Annotated in this window: 15 protein-coding genes and 1 riboswitch; of the genes, 7 read left to right on the top strand and 8 right to left on the bottom strand. The window is 57.9% G+C overall.

The window, feature by feature from the left end; genetic code table 11:
• The first annotated feature begins 146 nt into the window (after positions 1-146).
• Complete coding sequence (zupT, locus tag ACUTSW_RS17870) at positions 147-914, top strand: zinc transporter ZupT (RefSeq protein WP_037431762.1); 768 nt, start codon at positions 147-149, stop codon at positions 912-914.
• 254 nt (positions 915-1,168) lie between these two features.
• Positions 1,169-2,701, top strand: coding sequence for an alkaline phosphatase (locus ACUTSW_RS17865; protein ID WP_445584985.1), 1,533 nt, complete (start codon positions 1,169-1,171; stop codon positions 2,699-2,701).
• A gap of 67 nt (positions 2,702-2,768) precedes the next feature.
• On the opposite strand, the gene ribB is transcribed toward ACUTSW_RS17865, so the two are convergent.
• A complete protein-coding gene (gene ribB / locus ACUTSW_RS17860; RefSeq protein WP_004948318.1) occupies positions 2,769-3,422 on the bottom strand; it encodes a 3,4-dihydroxy-2-butanone-4-phosphate synthase in 654 nt (217 codons plus the stop codon).
• Between the two features lie 112 nt (positions 3,423-3,534).
• Positions 3,535-3,696: riboswitch (FMN riboswitch) on the bottom strand.
• A 145-nt stretch (positions 3,697-3,841) separates the two neighbouring features.
• Between ribB and ubiK the strand changes: the two genes are divergently transcribed.
• Complete coding sequence (ubiK, locus tag ACUTSW_RS17855; protein ID WP_004948322.1) at positions 3,842-4,120, top strand: ubiquinone biosynthesis accessory factor UbiK; 279 nt, start codon at positions 3,842-3,844, stop codon at positions 4,118-4,120.
• 32 nt (positions 4,121-4,152) lie between these two features.
• Here the strand turns inward: ubiK and yjeH are convergent, their stop codons facing one another.
• The 4 genes from yjeH to ACUTSW_RS17835 all read right to left on the bottom strand — a co-directional run bounded on the left by yjeH (position 4,153) and on the right by ACUTSW_RS17835 (position 11,142).
• The gene (gene yjeH, locus ACUTSW_RS17850; protein ID WP_006328185.1) at positions 4,153-5,403 is read right to left on the bottom strand and encodes an L-methionine/branched-chain amino acid transporter; all 1,251 of its coding nucleotides are present in this window, start codon (positions 5,401-5,403) and stop codon (positions 4,153-4,155) included.
• A 24-nt stretch (positions 5,404-5,427) separates the two neighbouring features.
• Positions 5,428-6,858, bottom strand: coding sequence for a bifunctional D-glycero-beta-D-manno-heptose-7-phosphate kinase/D-glycero-beta-D-manno-heptose 1-phosphate adenylyltransferase HldE (gene hldE, locus ACUTSW_RS17845; RefSeq protein WP_020439835.1), 1,431 nt, complete (start codon positions 6,856-6,858; stop codon positions 5,428-5,430).
• A 93-nt stretch (positions 6,859-6,951) separates the two neighbouring features.
• Positions 6,952-9,789, bottom strand: coding sequence for a bifunctional [glutamate--ammonia ligase]-adenylyl-L-tyrosine phosphorylase/[glutamate--ammonia-ligase] adenylyltransferase (gene glnE / locus ACUTSW_RS17840; protein WP_004948330.1), 2,838 nt, complete (start codon positions 9,787-9,789; stop codon positions 6,952-6,954).
• 45 nt (positions 9,790-9,834) lie between these two features.
• Positions 9,835-11,142, bottom strand: a complete 1,308-nt coding sequence (locus ACUTSW_RS17835) for a CYTH domain-containing protein (RefSeq protein ID WP_445584984.1) — start codon at positions 11,140-11,142, stop codon at positions 9,835-9,837.
• A gap of 279 nt (positions 11,143-11,421) precedes the next feature.
• On the opposite strand from ACUTSW_RS17835, the gene ACUTSW_RS17830 reads away from it, so the two are divergent.
• A complete protein-coding gene (locus ACUTSW_RS17830) occupies positions 11,422-12,042 on the top strand; it encodes a TIGR04211 family SH3 domain-containing protein (protein ID WP_004948337.1) in 621 nt (206 codons plus the stop codon).
• Positions 12,043-12,163: 121 nt separating this feature from the next.
• The gene (locus tag ACUTSW_RS17825) at positions 12,164-13,408 is read left to right on the top strand and encodes a multifunctional CCA addition/repair protein (RefSeq protein ID WP_445584983.1); all 1,245 of its coding nucleotides are present in this window, start codon (positions 12,164-12,166) and stop codon (positions 13,406-13,408) included.
• Positions 13,409-13,448: 40 nt separating this feature from the next.
• On the opposite strand, the gene bacA is transcribed toward ACUTSW_RS17825, so the two are convergent.
• Together bacA and folB are read right to left on the bottom strand one after the other, a co-directional pair.
• Entirely contained in the window at positions 13,449-14,273 is an 825-nt protein-coding gene (gene bacA, locus ACUTSW_RS17820) for an undecaprenyl-diphosphate phosphatase (protein ID WP_004948342.1), read from the bottom strand.
• 131 nt (positions 14,274-14,404) lie between these two features.
• Positions 14,405-14,764 carry a bifunctional dihydroneopterin aldolase/7,8-dihydroneopterin epimerase gene (gene folB / locus ACUTSW_RS17815; RefSeq protein ID WP_006320572.1) on the bottom strand — a complete coding sequence of 120 codons (360 nt, stop codon included), beginning with the start codon at positions 14,762-14,764 and terminating at the stop codon, positions 14,405-14,407.
• Between the two features lie 107 nt (positions 14,765-14,871).
• On the opposite strand from folB, the gene plsY reads away from it, so the two are divergent.
• Entirely contained in the window at positions 14,872-15,510 is a 639-nt protein-coding gene (gene plsY, locus ACUTSW_RS17810) for a glycerol-3-phosphate 1-O-acyltransferase PlsY (RefSeq protein WP_041416403.1), read from the top strand.
• 34 nt (positions 15,511-15,544) lie between these two features.
• On the opposite strand, the gene tsaD is transcribed toward plsY, so the two are convergent.
• A complete protein-coding gene (tsaD, locus tag ACUTSW_RS17805) occupies positions 15,545-16,558 on the bottom strand; it encodes a tRNA (adenosine(37)-N6)-threonylcarbamoyltransferase complex transferase subunit TsaD (protein ID WP_004948351.1) in 1,014 nt (337 codons plus the stop codon).
• Between the two features lie 326 nt (positions 16,559-16,884).
• Here tsaD and rpsU point away from each other — a divergent pair, with 326 nt between their 5' ends.
• A complete protein-coding gene (gene rpsU, locus ACUTSW_RS17800; RefSeq protein WP_001144069.1) occupies positions 16,885-17,100 on the top strand; it encodes a 30S ribosomal protein S21 in 216 nt (71 codons plus the stop codon).
• Positions 17,101-17,226: the final 126 nt, after the last annotated feature.

Below are 17,226 nucleotides of genomic sequence, written 5' to 3'. Positions count from 1 at the left end.
CACAGCCGGATAACCATGATGAAGATCTTCAATAAATTTGAATGGTTTTAACAATGGAAGTCATCCGTCAAACCCGCTCGATTTCAGCTGTGACTCTGTTAGTATCAGAAAATAAACAATAATTATCAGCATACAAGGAGGCTATTCTGTCAGTACCCCTGATCCTGACCCTGCTGGCCGGCGGTGCCACCTTTGTCGGTGCCCTGTTCGGCATCATCGGCCAAAAACCGTCCAACCGGATGCTGGCCTTTGCCCTCGGCTTTGCCGCCGGGATTATGCTGCTGATTTCATTGATGGAAATGCTGCCTGCGGCGCTGCACACCCAGGGTATGTCGCCGATGCTGGGCTACGGCATGTTCATGCTTGGCCTCTTGGGGTATTTTGCGCTGGACCGCATGCTGCCGCATCAGCATCCACAGGATTTGCAGCAAAAGCCGCTCACTCCCTATAACCTGAAACGCACCGCAATGCTGCTGACGCTCGGCATCAGCCTGCACAATTTCCCGGAAGGCATCGCTACCTTCGTCACCGCCAGCGCCGATCTGGAATTGGGGATGGGTGTTGCGCTGGCGGTTGCCATCCACAATATTCCTGAAGGGTTGGCGGTTGCCGGACCGGTGTATGCCGCCACCGGCTCAAAAACCAAAGCGCTGCTGTGGTCGGGCATTTCCGGCATGGCGGAAATTCTCGGCGGCGTGCTGGCGTTCCTGCTGCTCGGCCCGATGATCTCGCCGGTGGTGATGGCGTCGATTATGGCAGCAGTGGCCGGCATTATGGTGGCGCTGTCGGTAGATGAATTGATGCCGCTGGCCAAAGAGATCGATCCGCACAACAACCCCAGCTACGGCGTGTTATGCGGGATGGCGGTCATGGGGTTCAGCCTGACGCTGTTGCAAAGCGGCGGCATCGGTTAACGCCGATTCTGACTGGCGGGGCCCCCAACCCCGCCAAATCGAATGCCGTCCAATCAATTCATAACCTATATGAATATCAAAGCATTACTGCCACACAGGTCTAAATTGTGAACAATTTGCATATGATTTGTTAATTCAAAATATACAATGAATTTCTCTGCCGGCTCCCCGTCGGCAGGTTGCGGCGCTACGGTGAAAACGTCGTACCCGCCGCGCTCGGCAACACGGAACTCAAGCACAACAAGGAGGAATTCATGTTCAGATCCACACTGGCAACCCACCTGGCTCTTTCCGTTACCTTATGCACCGGGTGGGTAGCAACCGTCTGCGCAGAGGAAAAAGCGCAACTGGTACAGCGCGAAGATCCTTACTTCAAACAGGCGCAAGAACAGCTGCAACAAAGGCTGGCACAGCCTAAAAATACCCATCGGGCGAAAAACGTCATTCTGGTCGTTGGCGACGGGATGGGGTTTTCAACCGTTACCGCAGCGCGCATTTTCGAAGGGCAACAACGCGGCGTCGACGGCGAATCTAACGTGTTGGCATGGGAAGCTTTCCCCTACCTGGCCGCAGCCAAAACCTACTCTGCCAACGCCCAGATAACCGACTCCGCCCCCAGCGCGGTCGCCATGACCACCGGCGTCAAAACCCTCAATGACCTGATGGGGCTGGACCATACGGCGAGCCTTAACAACTGCGAGGATCAGAAAACCAAAACGGTCACCACCCTGTGGGAGATGGCCGCCTCCCTCGGCATGTCCACCGGTGCCGTCACCACCGCGACCATCACCCATGCCACTCCCGGCGCCACCTATGCCCATATCGCTAACCGAGACTGGGAATCCGATGCAAAAATGCCGGCCGAAGCCCTGGCCGCCGGCTGCAGCGATATCGCTCGCCAGTTGGTTGAGATGAAATACGGCAACGGCCTCAACGTCGCCATGGGCGGCGGGCGCACCAACTTCCTGCCGGAGAGTGCAACCGATCCTGAATATGCCGCTAAAAAAGGCAACAGGAAGGATGGTCGTGACCTGACGCAAGCCTGGCTAAAACGCTATGGGGAACGCGGCAGCTACGTGTGGAATCAATCGCAGTTCGATCGGATCGACCCCGCGAAGGTTGATCATCTGTTGGCTCTGTTTGAACCGTCGCATATGAACTTCGACCACGATCGGCGGGAAGATGCCGCAGGTGAGCCTTCGCTGGCCGAAATGACCGGCAAGGCCATCGATATTCTGGCCAGGAACCCCGAGGGCTATCTGTTGTTGGTTGAGGGCGGGCGCATTGACCACGGCAGCCATAACGGCAATGCCTATCGCACCTTAACCGATACGGTGGCCCTCAATGAGGCGGTAAAAACCATTATCGGCAAAGTTGACCTGAACGAGACGCTGGTGGTGGTGACCGGCGATCATAGCCATACGCTCACCCTTGCCGGCTATGCCAAACGGGGTAATCCAATCCTCGGCATCTCAATTGGCGTCAACGGCAAACCGCTGCTGGGCAGCGACGGCAAGCCTTATACTACGATCAGCTTCGCCAACGGCCCCGGCGGTGTCATTCCGCTGCCGGAGCGCCCGGCACTCACCATGGAGCAGGCCAGCGCACCCGACTTTGTCCAGCCGGCGCTGGTGCCGATGAAGAGCGAAACGCATGGGGGTGAGGATCTTGGCATCTACGCCATCGGCCCTTGGTCGCATCTGTTCCAGGGCACGGTCGAGGAAAACTACACGTTTCATGTGATGAACTACGCCAGCCGTATCGGCGAACGTCTGTCAAATCTGTAGCCCTTTGTTAATCCGATAAAAAAAGCCGCATTACGCGGCTTTTTTTATCGTCGAAGACCAGGCTGAATCAGCTGGCTTTCTGCTCCTGGGCCTGGCGGTAAGCCACCAAATCCTCGATGGTCAGTACCGTCATATCATGCTTCCTGGCGAACTCGATCACTTCCGGAGCATGCGCCATGCTGCCATCGTCGTTGGTCAGCTCGCACAGCACGCCGGCAGGTTTGAAACCGGCCATGGCCACCAGATCGATGGTCGCTTCGGTGTGGCCACGGCGGCTCAGCACCCCACCCGGCTGCGCACGCAGCGGGAACACGTGGCCAGGGCGGTTCAGATCGCTCGGCTTGGCGTTGTCGGCCACCGCCGCACGGATGGTGGTCAGGCGGTCGGAGGCGGAAACGCCGGTCGTCACGCCCTGCGCCGCTTCGATAGTCACGGTGAAGGCAGTCTGGAACTGGCTGGAGTTGTTGGTCACCATCATCGGCAGCTCAAGCTGCTGACGGCGGTCTTCGGTGATGCACAGGCACACGATACCGCTGCCGTGGCGAATGGTCAGCGCCATTTGCTCAACGGTCATGGTTTCTGCGGCGAAGATCATATCACCTTCGTTTTCACGATTTTCATCATCAAGCACCATCACACCGCGCCCGTTGCGCAATGCTTCAAGAGCGCGTTCAACGCGTTCTACCGGCGTGCCGAAATCTGAAAGTAGCGTCTGATTCATGGTAAAAAACCTCATTAGAAAATTATGGATTACCAGAACCAGGGCGATCTTGAGGAGTAGCTACAACAATAGCTAAAAAAATAACGCAAGCGGGCGCAAACCCGGCAGATACCGTTACTCTCTCCCATCCGGACTATAACCGTCGGCCCCGGAATTACACCGGATCTGCTGACCTCTAACCAAACTACAAGAGACTGGCTGAGCGCTCGCGGGCTTTCACCGTAGAAGGTGATTTACCGCCGGTGGGGACTTGCACCCCGCCCTGAGAATAAGCATTCTGACTATAACGCTAATGATTAATCAGGGCAATTGGCAAAAGCACAATTCGGCCCCCTGCGGAGAATGCGGTTATTGGTTTATCCGGCGGGCAACTCGCATTACACTAGGCGACAGCTATTAAACTCTGAAAGGGATACGCCATGATTGACCCGAAAAAAATTGAACAGATCGCACGCCAGGTTCATGAGTCCATGCCTAAAGGCGTTCGTGAATTCGGGGAAGACGTCGAGAAGAAAATCCGTCAGGTGCTGCAGTCGCAGCTCACTCGCCTGGATTTGGTCAACCGCGAAGAGTTCGACGTGCAAACCCAGGTGCTGCTGCGCACCCGTGAAAAACTGGCATTGCTGGAACAGCGTATGAGCGAGCTGGAAAGCAAGCTGAACGCAGCGCCGGCAGCGCAACAGCCAGACGCAGAATAAGATGTCGCCAAGGGCGCGATACCGCGCCCTTATCAGGAGCCAATCGCCGCCTGCGGCCTGCGCGGCAACACCAGCCAAATCAGCGCGAACATCCCCAACGCATACAGGCTTTTCCAGCCGATAATCACCATCAATAACAGGCACAGCACCAAACCTGCCACCGCCATCAACCGTGAACGCCCGTGCAAAATTCGGCACCCCGCCAGCATGCACAGCAGATAAATCAGCACAAAGATGCCATTGGCATACACCAGCAGCGTATCCAGCGGCAGCTTCAGCGTATAAATCAGCAAGGTGAACAGCAGACAGCACCCCACCACCGCGCTCAAAGCATTGACCGGTGCTTGCCCGGCAGACAGCTTGGCCAACGCGCTGGACGGCCGATCCTGCGCCTGCGACCACACCAGCCGGGCAAAGCTCTGCGTATAGATATTCACGCTGGCGAAGCAGGCCAGATAACCAATGATGCAGGCGACCCACAGCGCATGCTGCCCAAACAGTTGCACCACGATGCCGGGCAGCGACGCGGCGGCAGCCTGATGCTCGCCGTAAGCGTGGAAATGCAGCACCGCCACGGTGCAGCCCCAATAGACCGCCCCGGCGACCAACATGCCAAGCAACAGCGCACGCGGGAAATCGCGCTCGGGGTTACGGAATTCGGTCGCCAAATGCGCGAACGCTTCAAGGCCGACAAAGCACCAGAACATCACCGCCAGCGCATGGAACAAATTGGGAGGAGAAATTTCGTCTATCGCAGGCCAGGGGATTTGGGCAGGCGAGATATCGCCTCGCCACCAGATAGCGGCCACCAACCCCACCACCAGAATGGCGATCAGCGTTTGAATATTGGCGCTGGAGCCCGCGCTGCGCGTCCCCAACAGCCAAATCGCCAGCAGCGTGGCGATCTGCACCAACAGCAGGCCGTTGGCGCTCCAACCGAGCGTGGCTTGCCAGAACCCGGCGGCAATTTGCAAGGCGGCTGGCAGGCCGACCGGGATCACCGACAGAAACAGCCAGCCGGTGACCTTCGCCATGCGCGGACCAAAAGCCATACCGACAAAGTGCGCAGCGCCGCCGGCGCTGGGGAAGTGGCGGCCCAGAGCCGCAAAGGCGATGGCAATAGGGAATACCAGCGCAATCAGCACCGGCCAGGCCCACAGGCTATCGCCTTGCGCTACCTGAGCCGCCAGTGCCGGAACGGCAAACACCCCGGTACCCAGCAACGAAGTGGACAATAACCCGACGCCCTGCGCCAACCCCAGTTCCTGCTTCAGCCCACTCACTGACCACCGCCATTTTCAGCAGGCTTAACCACGCCCGTCTTTGATTGCCTTGATGATGTTGGTGGTCGACAGGCCGTCTTCAAAGTTCAGTACCTTGACGTCGCCGCCGTTGGCCCACACCTCGGCGCTGCCGGCGATCTCTTCAGGCTTGTAATCACCGCCTTTCACCAGCAGATCCGGCAGGATGTCGGCGATCAGACGCTGCGGGGTGTCTTCTTCAAAAGGCACTACCCAGTCCACCGCTTCCAGAGCGCCAAGCACAATCATGCGGTTTTCCAGCACGTTGACCGGACGGGTTTCGCCTTTCAGACGTTTGGTGGACGCATCGCTGTTCACCGCCACGATCAGGCGATCGCCCAATTTGCGGGCATTAGCCAGATAAGAAACATGGCCGGCATGCAGAATGTCGAAGATGCCGTTGGTCATTACCACTTTCTCACCGCGCTGGCGAGCCTGGGCCACGGCAGTTTTCAACTGGGCTTCGGTCATCACGCCAAAGCCGGTCTCGGCACGGCCACGCACTGCGTTTTCCAGTTCGATTGGCGAAACGGTCGAGGTCCCCAGTTTGCCCACCACCACGCCGGCGGCGGCATTGGCCAGGAAACAGGATTCCTCCAGCGTATTACCGGCGGCCAATGCGGCAGCCAACACGCCAATCACGGTATCGCCGGCACCGGTCACGTCAAACACTTCCTGCGCCAAGGTTGGCAGATGCAGCGGCGCAATGCCCGGTTGCAGCAGCGTCATGCCATGCTCGGAGCGGGTAACCAGCAGTGCGGAAAGGTCAAAGTCCGCCACCAGTTTCATGCCGCGTTCAACCAATTCGGCTTCGTCTTTGCAGTGGCCTACCACCGCCTCAAACTCGGACAGGTTTGGCGTCAGCAGCGTCGCGCCGCGATAACGCTCAAAATCAGAGCCTTTTGGATCGATCAGCACCGGCACCTTGGCGGCGCGGGCCAGTTGGATCATGCTCTGCACCTGGCTCAATGCGCCTTTGGCGTAGTCAGACAGCACCAGCGCGCCAATGTGCGGCAGGGCCTGCTGGATGCGTTCCAGCATCGGCTGCGGATCGACGTTGGAGAAACCTTCTTCGAAATCGAGACGGATCAGTTGCTGATTACGCGACAGCACGCGCAGCTTGGTGATGGTCGGGTGCGTCGGCACCGAAACAAAATCACAACGCACGTTCACTTCGTTCAGCTTGGCGCTCAGCGCCCGCGCCGCGTCATCAATGCCGGTCAGGCCCACCAGACGTGAGTTAGCGCCCAGCGAAGCGATGTTCATCGCCACGTTAGCCGCACCGCCCGGACGCTCTTCGATGGTATCAACCTTGACCACCGGCACCGGCGCTTCCGGTGAAATGCGGCTGGTCGGGCCATACCAATAGCGATCCAACATGACGTCACCCACCACCAATACCCCGGCGCGGCGAAAATCAGGCAGCGTAACTTTCATCCGATAACTCCAAAAAAGTCCAAAATTTTAGTGGCGCAGATATTACCACAGACGTCCGTAATACCTGCAAAACGTATTGCGCAACCGGCCTTGTCAGCCCAGCCATTTCGCCCAGCTGGCGCGTACCTGCTCACGCTCGGCGGCGAACAGCTCACTGCTGACCTTGCCGGAATGCTCTTGCAACGCCAGGTGATGGATCTCATCGCGCATGGTGACATAAGCCTGGGTCAGCGCGCGCGCTTCCTCTTCCGGCATGATGTCGTAATTGGCCATCAGTTCGAAAATGCGCACGTTATCCGACCAGCGCGTCAGGCGCGGCTCGGCGCCCGCATAGCCTAAGACCAGATATTGGGCGATAAATTCGATATCGGTGATGCCGCCCTCGTCGGCTTTGATATCAAACAGATCGCGCTGCTTGCTGCCGAGGTGACTGCGCATTTTCTCGCGCATCTCGCGCACCTCCTTCCGCAAGGTTTCAGGATCGCGCGGTTTGCACAGGATCTCACGGCGGATGACGTCAAACTGTTGATGCAAAGCCGGATCGCCGTGCACGATGCGTGCCCGCACCAGTGCCTGATGTTCCCAGGTCCAGGCTTCGTTCTGCTGGTAATCGGCAAACGCCTCGACGGTGCTGACCAGCATGCCGGCGGCGCCCGAAGGCCGCAGGCGAGCGTCCACTTCGTACAGAATGCCGGACGAAGTGCGGGTACTGAACAGGTGCATCACCCGCTGCGCCAGGCGCAGATAGAACTGGCGACCATCAATGCAGCGTTCGCCGTCAGTCATCACATCCGGCGGGCAATCGAGGATAAACACCAGATCCAGATCGGAACTGTAACCCAGTTCCCAGCCGCCCAACTTGCCGTAGCCAATCACCGCAAAACCACGCCCTTCCCGCTCTTGCAAATGGGTTGGCTGGCCGTAGCGCGCCACCATGTCGCTCCACGCCTGCTGTACCACCACGTCGATGATCGCCTCTGCCAGATAGGTGAGGTGATCGCTCACTTTCATCACCGGCAGCGCGCCGGAGATATCCCCGGCGGCGATACGCAGTTGCTGGGCCTGCTTGAACTGGCGCAACGCTTCCAGCTTTTGTTCTTCGTCGTCTTCCGGCACCCGCAGCAGGTACTGGCGCAGCTCGCTGCGGTAGGCGTCCGGCGCCACCGGCTGATACAACGTCGCCGGATCCAGCAGCTCATCCAGCAGCAGCGGGTAGCGCGACAGCTGATTGGCGACCATCGGCGAAGCGGCGCACAGGCGAATCAAGTGGCTGAGCGCCGCGTGGTACTCCACCAGCAGCTCAAGATAGGTGGTGCGGGTCACAATGCTCAGCAGCAGTTGCGTCAAACGCAGCAGCGCGGTCGGCGCATCCCGGCGCGGGCACACCTCGGCCAACAAACGCGGCATCAGTTGATCGAGCACGTCGCGGCCGCGCGGGCCAATGGTGCGTTTGTCTACGTCATGGCGGAATTCGGCAATGATACGCAGCACCTGCCTGCGCGCGTCTTCATCCAGATGCGGGGTCAGCGGCGCCAGTTCGTTCTCTTCCAGCGCATCCTGCCACAGACTGTGATAGTGCTGATAATCGGGATCTTCGCCCACATCGGGGCTATCATCGCCAATCAGGTCGTTAAATACCGCCCTTACTGCCTGCATGTGGGTTTCCAGCGCCGCCAGCAGCGCCGGCCAGTCGCTGAACCCCATGCCCCAGGCCAGACGCGCCTGATCGAGCTCATCCTGCGGCAGCGTTTGGGTCTGTTGATCGGCAATCGCCTGCAGCAGGTTTTCCAGCCGGCGCAGGAACAGGTAGCTGGCGCTCAGCGCCTGCGCCTGTTGCGGCTCCAGCAGCCCCAGTTCACCCACCGCTTGCAGTGTCGGCAGCAGCGAACGCCCTTGCAGCATCGGCTCGCGCCCGCCGCGGATCAGCTGGAACACCTGGGTGATAAATTCAATCTCGCGAATGCCGCCGGCGCCCAGTTTGATGTTGTCTTTCAAGCCGCGGCGGCGCACTTCACGTGCGATCATCCCTTTCATGTTGCGCAGCGACTGGATCACGCTGAAATCGATATAGCGACGGAACACAAATGGCCGCAGGGTTTTGCGCAACTCCTGGCTGTAAGCGTCTTCAGACCCGCCCATCAGCCGCGCCTTTACCATGGCGTAACGCTCCCAGTCACGGCCCTGCTCCTGATAATAATCTTCCAGCGCGGCAAAACTCATCACCAGCGGACCGCTGTCGCCGAAAGGCCGCAGCCGCATGTCCACGCGATAGACAAAGCCGTCAATGGTTTGCTGGTCCAGCGCTTTGATCAGCCGCTGCCCCAGACGGGTGAAGAACTGGGCGTTATCCAGCTCACGCCGCCCGCCCTGGGTCTGGCCGTTTTCCGGGTAGGCGAAGATCAGATCGATATCGGACGAGAAGTTCAGTTCACCGCCGCCCAATTTCCCCATGCCGAGGATCAGCAGCGGCTGCGGAACGCCCTGCGCGTTGCAAGGCGTGCCCCACTCGCGGCAACAGGTTTGGTACAGCCAATCGCGGGCGCTGACAATCAGCGTTTCCGCCAGCCCACTCAGTTGCAGCAGCGTTTCTTCCGTACTGCACAGGTTCAGCGCCTGCGCCCAGGCGATCCTCACCAGCGTCTCGCGGCGGAACAGGCGCAGCACGCGCATCAGTTGCGCTTCGTCACGCACCTCTTCCAGAGAGTCCTGCAACCAGGCCGCATAGTGTTGCCACTCATTCGCCACCGGCGGTTGCTTACGCAGCGTCTCCAGCCATGCTGGCTGGTTGAGCAACATGTCGCTGACAAAGTCACTTGATGCTAAAACCCACTGTTCCTGACTGCTGAGCGCGCAATCCGCGCCCTGAGTTTCCTGAAAACGCTGCACGATGTTCTGTGCCTGAGCCTGTAACGCGCATGAGAGTGGCAACATAGTGAATGATCCGTCCTGCGGCCTGCGCCTCGCAGGCCGGCTTGATTAGCGGAGCGCGCCGTTTAACCAGAATGGCGCATGCGATAAGGCCTGTTTGCGGGTGGCTTCGTACCAGCCCTGACGCCGTTCAGCCACCGCCAGCTGCAGTTCGCGCCAGCTTTCGATATACGGGCCGGTTTCGTCGTCCGGATACGCGCCCGACAGCAGAATAAATGCCGAGACCTGGCGCGTCAGACGCGGCAGCTGTTCTTCATACTCGTCGTCATTGAGCGTGCGGGTGAAGGCTTCTTTCAGCTCGGCGGCGCTGCGCCCCAGCATAATGTCGCTGAAACGTTTGAAGGAACCGTCCAGCTTGGTCTGTGCTTTTGCGTCGATAAATGGCCGCCAGGCGCCGGTCACCAACCACGATGTGAGCGCCAACTTACATTGCAGGTATTCCGCGCTGTAGCACAGCACCTGCGGTTTGGTGGTCTTATCAACCAGCAACGGCTCCAGGGCAGTTAGCCGGGCGCGCAGATCGGCGCTGGCCTTGCGCGGCACCAGGCCGCCGAAGATAACCAGTGCCTGGCGAATCAGAGCAATCGCCTCCATCACCGAACGGCGAGCCTGGTTATCACCGCGCAACCACAGTTCTTCGTGGTATTGCCAATGGCTCAGCCCCAGTTCAAAGCTGGCAACCATCCCCTGCTCAACGCTGGATTTGGCTGCCGGCTTCAATACCGCCAGCGGGTGGCGCTCGCGCGGGAGGTTGCCCTGCGCCAAATGATAACCGCGCGCCGCCTTGCTCAGGCTGCCCTGACGCAGGCCGCCGTGTTCTGCCAGCGCGTTCGCCAACGCCAGCAAATCGGCGGTGTTGCCTTCTTTAAGCTCCAGTTCGATCTCGCACAGCGCTTCGTTCAGTTCACCCGCGCTCACCTCGCCCTGGTCCAGACCGACCTCAATCTCGCTCTTACCGTAAGTGACCAGCCACTTCTCACGCACGAAATCGGTGCGGAACAGCGGTTGCAATTGCTGCTGCAGCGCCTGGATGTCGCAGCCCTGTGGCCAGATATCCGCCGGGAACAAATCCAGCGCCAGCTCGGGCTTGGCGATCGCCACGTTGTATTCCGGACGCTGATGCAAACCCGCCACCACCTTGCCGGCGGTTTTGATGGTCATTTCGTAACTGTCGTCAAAACCGCGAATGCGCAGACCCATATCATGGCTGCGCAAAAAATTGTCGGCGGTTTCAAAGTAAATATTGGTCAGCTTTTGCGGCGCCGAATGCTGATGCGCCCAGGCGGCCAGTTGCTGCGGCAACGCGGCGACGGCATCCGGGGTAGCAATAAATTTCAATTCTATTTCAACGGTCATAAGTCTTTTACACCAATAAGTTACGCGTTCGCGTCAGCCTTCACGGCGGCGAGCTCTGCCTGCCACGCTCTGCCCGATGACGCACAGTTGCCGTTATCTTACCGCGATTCCCGGCGCCTTAACCCTGCTAACTGCAGAAAAAACCTGTTACGTTATAAAACGCTGCGCAACTCACAGAATCTGCCACAGTAAGATAGTTCTCATTCCGGTTTTTGCGTTGCGTCGTCAGACTGAACGCTCTACTATCGTTCCATAAATTCACACAGAAACGATGAACTAATGCAGAAATTACGCCTAATTTGCCTTGCCGTGCTGAGCTTCAGCATCACTTGGGGCGCACATGCCGAAGATAAGCGCTATATCTCCGATGAATTAAGTACTTACGTCCACAGCGGCCCAGGTAACCAGTACCGTATTGTCGGGACTCTGAACGCCGGTGAAGAAGTCGCCCTGTTGAGCGTAAATGAAAGCACCAATTATGGCCAAATCCGCGATCCGAAAGGCCGCAATATCTGGATCCCGCTCGATCAGCTCAGCCAGACGCCAAGCCTGCGCACTCGCGTACCTGCGCTGGAACAACAGGTGAAAACCCTGACCGACAAGCTGGCCAATATCGACAACAGCTGGAACCAGCGCACGGCAGAAATGCAGCAAAAAGTGGCTGCAAGCGACGGCACCATCAGCGGCCTGCAGCAGGAAAATCAAGATCTGAAAAACCAGTTGGTCGTAGCCCAGAAGAAGGTTAACGCGGTTAACCTGCAGCTTGACGACAAACAGCGCACCATTATCCTGCAGTGGTTCATGTACGGCGGCGGCGTCGCCGGCGTTGGCCTGCTGCTCGGCCTGCTGTTGCCGCACCTGATCCCGCGTCGCAAGAACAGCAATCGCTGGATGAACTGATTTCAGTATCGTTCAGTTTGAGATTGGCGCCTGCGGGCGCCTTTTTTATTGGCTTCGGCACGGCCCGGCTAATTGAGGTAATCTGGTCAACAGAGTCCCAGAATCATGCAGGAGCATAATAGTGAAGATCTACCTGGTCGGCGGCGCTGTCCGCGACAGTTTACTTGAGATACCGGTTTTCGACCGCGACTGGGTGGTGGTGGGCGCTGCGCCTTCAGAACTGCTGGCTCAGGGGTATCAACAGGTCGGTAAAGACTTCCCGGTGTTTCTCAACCCTGAGACCCATGAAGAATATGCGCTGGCGCGCACCGAGCGTAAATCGGGCCAGGGGTATACCGGCTTTACCTGTTACGCCGCGCCGGACGTGACGCTGGAAGAAGACTTGCAGCGCCGCGATTTGACCATCAACGCCATCGCTCGCGGCAGCGACGGTGAGCTGATAGACCCTTTCCACGGCGTGACCGATTTGCAAGCGCGCGTGCTGCGCCACGTTTCCGATGCCTTCGGTGAAGATCCGCTGCGCGTGCTGCGCGTGGCCCGTTTTGCCGCCCGCTTTGCCCATCTGGGTTTTACCATTGCCCCGGAAACCGCTGAGCTGATGCGCCACATGGCACGCAGCGGTGAATTGGCGACGCTGACCGCCGAACGGGTATGGAAGGAAACGGAAAAAGCGCTGCAAAGCCAGAGCCCGCAAGTGTATTTCCAGGTCCTGCGCGACTGCGACGCGCTGGCGATACTGTTCCCCGAGATTGACGCCCTGTTCGGCGTGCCGGCCCCGGCCAAGTGGCACCCGGAGATCGACACCGGCATTCATACCCTGATGACGCTGGCTATCGCCGCCCAGCTCAGCCCTGACGTCGACGTACGCTTCGCGGCACTGTGCCACGATCTCGGTAAAGGGCTGACACCACAAGAACTCTGGCCACACCATCACGGTCACGGCCTGACCGGCGTTAAGCTGGTCGAAGCATTGTGCCAACGTTTACGGGTGCCCAACCCGGTGCGCGATTTGGCCAAACTGGTGGCTGAATACCATGATCTGATTCATACCGTAAGCAAGCTGCGTCCGGAGACTCTGCTGAAGCTTTTCGATGCGATAGACGTCTGGCGTAAACCGCAGCGGCTGGAACAGATGATCCTGACCAGCGAGGCGGACGCACGCGGCCGTACCGGCTTTGAAAACAATCCCTACCCACAGGGCGACTATTTGCGCCAGGCTTTCCAGGTGGCAAATGCGGTCTCGGTAAAAGAGGTGGTCGCCAGCGGCCTGCAGGGGCTGGCGATCCGCGATGAGCTAAAACGCCGCCGCCAGCAGGTACTGGCCGACTGGAAACTCACCCAGGATATCCCTCTCGATCAGGCATAAAAAAACCCCGCGAAGCGGGGTTTTTTATTGACGCGGTCGCTTACATGAAGACCATGTAAACCACGGCGGCAACGATAAAGCGGTAGATGGCGAACGGCACAAACGAGATGCGCTTAATCAGCGACAGGAAGGTCTTAATCGCAATCAGCGCCACCACGAAAGCGGTCGCAAAGCCGACGGCGAACATCGGCAGATCGCCCATCGTCAGGAAATGCAAACTCTTGTACAGGTCCAGGCCACTGGCGCCAATCATCATCGGCACCGCAAGAATGAACGAGAACTCAGAAGCCGCATAACGGTTCACGCCCACCAACATGCCGCCGGCAATGGTGGAGCCGGAACGGGAGAAGCCCGGCCACAGCGCCAGACACTGGAAACAGCCAATCATAAACGCCTGACGGTAGGTAATGTCATCCAGCCCTTCCGCGCTCGGTTTTTTCGGCTTCAGCCATTCCGCTGCCAGCAGCAGGAAACCACCGACCACCAGCGCATACATCACGTTCTTTGGTGCGAACAGCGACTTGATGAAATCATGGAGTAACAGCCCCAGCACCACCGCCGGGATCATCGCCAGCAGGATATGGCCCAGTTTTAACCGCCCAGCGGTCTTGCCTTCGTGCTCTACCGGCTTGCCGCCAAAGTGAATGCCGATCAGGCCGAACAGACGGCGCCAGAACATCACCACCACCGCCAGAATCGACCCCAGTTGAATAATGACTTCAAAGGTTTTGGCCTTGTCGCCGGTAAAGCCCAGCCACTCGCCGACAATAATCATGTGCCCGGTAGAGGATACCGGCAAGAATTCAGTTAACCCTTCGACCACCCCAAGAACAAACGCGATAAACAGTGAATGCATGTCCGCCATGTGTTTCGCTCACCCTATAAATTTGCGACTACCAACATAAAAAAGCGGCAGTGTTCAATACATTGCCGCTAAAACAGTTCTCTGGTTCAGACCAGGTTAACGGTCTTTAGTTGCACGCGTATGACAGGAAGTCACACCGGCCGGGTACCACGTTCAATAATGACCCCAACCCGGCTGGCGTGTGCAACTGCGCCCGGTTTGCTGACCTTAATACGGACCCACGGGGAATTGAAGCGCTGGAGTAAAATTTCAGATATTTCCTCTGCCACCCGCTCCACTAACGCAAAACGATTCGGTTCCACGTGCTGGATGATGGCTTCGCTGATATCGGCATAGCTCAGGCAGTCGTTCACATCATCGCTGGCAGCGGCCTGGCGGTTGTCCCAGCCCATTTCGATATCGAACACCAGCTTCTGGCGAATGTTTTGTTCCCAATCATAAACGCCAATGGTAGTAATAACGGTAAGCTCTTCAATAAATACGATATCCATCACGTCATTCTCTGTTTTTGGCCTTGCCGGATACCACTTCCAGCGGAATATGCGTATTATCCATAGATGTTGCTAGTAAAACGACCATTATTAAACGGAACCGCGTTATGAGTGCTACCGCGCTTGGCATGATTATCTTCGCGTATCTGTGTGGCTCAGTTTCCAGTGCGATCCTGGTTTGTCGGATCGCCAGGCTGCCCGATCCGCGTGAACATGGCTCAGGGAATCCAGGGGCCACCAACGTCCTGCGCATCGGCGGTCGCCTGGCGGCGGCGGCGGTGCTGGTGTTCGATATTCTCAAGGGAATGCTGCCGGTTTGGCTGGCGTACAAGCTTGAAATACCACCGCTGTATCTGGGCCTGACGGCGATAGCCGCCTGCCTGGGGCATATCTATCCGGTATTCTTCCATTTCCGCGGAGGTAAAGGCGTGGCGACGGCCTTTGGCGCCATCGCGCCGATCGGTTGGGATCTTACCGGCCTGATGACCGGCACCTGGCTGCTGACCGTGCTGCTTAGCGGTTACTCCTCGTTGGGCGCAATTATCAGCGCCTTGATTGCCCCGTTTTACGTTTGGTGGTTCAAACCGCAGTTCACCTTCCCGGTAGCGATGCTGTCTTGCCTGATTTTGATGCGGCACCATGACAACATCCAACGCCTGTGGCGTGGGCAGGAAGGGAAAATCTGGGACAAGTTCCGCAAGAAAAAAGCGGATGCGGCGGATCAGGAAGAAAAGAAAGAATCGTGAAGTAAAAGGCCGGAAATTTCCGGCCTTATGTCTATCATACCGCAGGCAATTCTGCCAACGGCCAGCGCGGACGCACCGAAACGCTCAGTTCCGGGTTGGCACCGCTCTTCAGCCGCACCAGACCCGCGTAGGCGATCATCGCGCCGTTATCGGTACAGAATTCCGGACGGGCATAGAACACCTCACCGCCGCGTTTATGCATCATTTCCGCCATTTTGCTGCGCAGAGTACGGTTGGCGCTGACGCCGCCGGCCATCACCAGGCGTTTGAAGCCAGTCTGCTCCAGCGCACGTTTGCATTTTATCGCCAGCGTATCCACCACCGCATCTTCGAACGCGCGGGCTATGTCTGCACGCGTCTGGTCATCATTGCCGTTAGAGCGGATGGTGTTGGCGGCAAACGTCTTCAGCCCGGAGAAACTGAAATCCAGTCCCGGACGATCGGTCATCGGACGCGGGAAGGTGAAACGGCCCGCCACACCTTGTTGCGCCATCTTAGACAGCATTGGCCCACCAGGGTAATCCAGCCCAAGCAGCTTGGCGGTTTTATCGAAAGCTTCACCGGCCGCATCGTCTATCGACTCGCCCAGCAGTTCATACTGCCCAATGCCGGTCACGCTGATCAACTGCGTGTGGCCGCCGGAAACCAGCAGCGCGACAAACGGGAATGCCGGCGGATTGTCTTCCAGCATCGGCGCCAACAGGTGGCCTTCCATGTGGTGCACCGGCACCGCAGGCACGTTCCAGGCAAACGCCAGCGCGCGACCAATGGTGGCGCCGACCAGCAACGCCCCCACCAGGCCTGGCCCGGCAGTGTAGGCGACGCCGTCGATATCGGCGGCGGTCAGGTTCGCTTCTTTCAAGGCCGCCTGAATCAGCGGCACGGTTTTACGCACGTGATCGCGGGAGGCCAGCTCCGGCACTACACCGCCGTAATCGGCATGCAGCTTCACCTGGCTGTACAACTGATTCGCTAATAAACCGGTCTGATCGTCATACACTGCAATTCCGGTTTCATCGCAGGAGGTTTCTATACCCAGTACTCGCATTACCCTTTCCCATCATTCACGTGCGGCCTGCAGTTTACCACAATCATGCCTATTTACCGCCAGCAGGGTACATCTTGTCGCCGGCCGGAAGCTATGTTGATGATTCCAGCCATAAATGCCGGTTTGATTAAAAACGAGCATTTTTTTCTGATTAGACTATAATCAGCGCCCGATGCAAAATTGCGCACGTTTTACCAGGGCGGCGCAGGTTTCAATTTGCTGTGGTGCTTTACAAAGCAGCATCCGTTGAAGTAAAATTCCGCACCATTTTGAAAAGGCTGGCGCTTGGCCAGCAGCAAACCGAATTTTATTGAGGTGAGAGGCACATGCCGGTAATTAAAGTACGTGAAAACGAGCCATTTGACGTTGCTCTGCGTCGTTTCAAACGCTCTTGCGAGAAAGCAGGCGTTTTAGCTGAAGTTCGTCGTCGTGAGTTCTATGAAAAACCGACTACCGAACGTAAACGCGCTAAAGCTTCTGCTGTGAAACGTCACGCGAAGAAACTGGCTCGCGAAAACGCACGCCGCACTCGTCTGTATTAATTCTTCGGGGGTAACCCCGCCGCGTGAATTTCTGATTTTAAAAATCGCGCAGACCGTGTAGTTGCATACGAAGGCCGTGCTTTCCGAAAGGAATGCGCGGCTTGTTCTCGTTTATAGGCTAGTAAA

It is taken from the genome of Serratia sp. TSA_198.1 (assembly GCF_052686505.1).
The sequence above is the reverse complement of the archived record's forward strand: the minus strand, read 5'-3'. Positions and strand labels throughout refer to the sequence as shown.